Origin of the sequence: Petralouisia muris (assembly GCF_004793545.1) — a bacterium.
Classification (GTDB): domain Bacteria; phylum Bacillota; class Clostridia; order Lachnospirales; family Lachnospiraceae; genus Petralouisia; species Petralouisia muris.
Genome location: NZ_SRYA01000209.1, coordinates 1 through 1,346 on the forward strand (window position 1 = coordinate 1; position 1,346 = coordinate 1,346).

Annotated in this window: 1 protein-coding gene and 1 pseudogene; one reads left to right on the forward strand and one right to left on the reverse strand. The window is 41.8% G+C overall.

Annotated elements, in window-relative coordinates; all coding sequences use genetic code 11:
• Positions 1-96: 96 nt before the first annotated feature.
• The gene (locus E5329_RS29085) at positions 97-378 is read left to right on the forward strand and encodes a hypothetical protein (protein ID WP_135992573.1); all 282 of its coding nucleotides are present in this window, start codon (positions 97-99) and stop codon (positions 376-378) included.
• Positions 379-777: 399 nt separating this feature from the next.
• Here the strand turns inward: E5329_RS29085 and E5329_RS29095 are convergent.
• Positions 778-1,275: pseudogene (locus E5329_RS29095) on the reverse strand (DegT/DnrJ/EryC1/StrS family aminotransferase); the annotation flags it as partial.
• Positions 1,276-1,346: the final 71 nt, after the last annotated feature.

Here is a 1,346-nt window from a genome sequence, read left to right on the forward strand (position 1 = left end):
TAGGCTGCTTTAGCAGCAGAGCGAACCTACCGGCTTTAGCCGGTAGTGGTTCAGTTCCTGCCTTCGTTTTGGGCAGGCTGAAAGGAGATAATCATTATGAAAAATAAAATTTTAACCGCTATCAGCGTCATTATGCTTTTTATTCCGTGGACGATTCTGCCCCTCAGAATGAATTTTCAATGGGCGTTGGATTATGCGGATATCATGATTCCCTGCTATGCAGCGTTTATGATTTTTATCGGAATATTCACAATTTTTTCCTATGTCAAAGCAAAAGCGCAAAACAATCTGATGAAGGTGTGCTTAATTGTAAACAGTCTTTATGCTGTTTGCGGCATTGCGGCACTTGGAATGATAGTATTGCCAAAAATCATGTAAGGAGACATGCTCCGTCAGTAAATATCGTAGCAGAGATTCGAGGGCCGCATTCTGCGCATCCCTCTCCTGGGCACTCCATTCCTCGTGGGTGTTTTTGACGCCATCCGCGTCAAAGACACCCATCAGTCCTGTCGTTACGGAGCGCAATAATCGGACACAAGCCCAATTGCTATTTCCCGTGCCAATGAACTGGATGCATTCATATGGAAATATCTGTTTGCTCCTGTTCCGATGCCAGCATGACCTGTTTCAGTTTATTTTGCGTTTCTTCTGAATAATTTGAATTGTCACTAAAGATACACTCCATTACCTTGGCCTGTTCTTTTGGGGAAATCTTTTTTTCTGCAACATGATTATCAGAGCAATCTGATAAAATCCCTTTTCTTTCATAATCTGCCGCTACCCAAACTGTCCCCTCACAATTTTTATGATGCGCTCCATATCCTCTTTTGTATTTTTAATATCACTTGGCAGGCAAAGCCCTCTGTGAAAAATATCTTCACTAACGCTTATCCCATCCTCTACCTGAATAAAATCATATTCTTCAAATACAGGCTGCAAATGCATCGGCTTCCATATCGGTCTTGTTTCAATGCATTCCGCCTCCAGGGCGTCCATAACCTGCGTTGGCGTTACACTGCTGCCCGGAGAAATCGTCATGCAGGAAAGCCAGTTGTTGTCAATCCCTTCTCTGTTCAAAGGATTCATTTCTATTTCTTCTATATCCGAAAAGGCTTCTTTATACGCTTGATAAATTTCTTGTTTCTTCTGTATATGCTCCTCAATATGCTGCATCTGCCCGCATCCTATCCCGGCAACAACATTTGACATCCTGTAATTGTAACCTATCGTAGAATGTTGATAATGTCTGGCAAAATCACGCGCCTGCCTGGATAAAAACCGTGCTTTATCTCAATGTCATTAACTTAAGGAATCTTTTACATTTGAATTGTAAAAGGTTCCTTTTT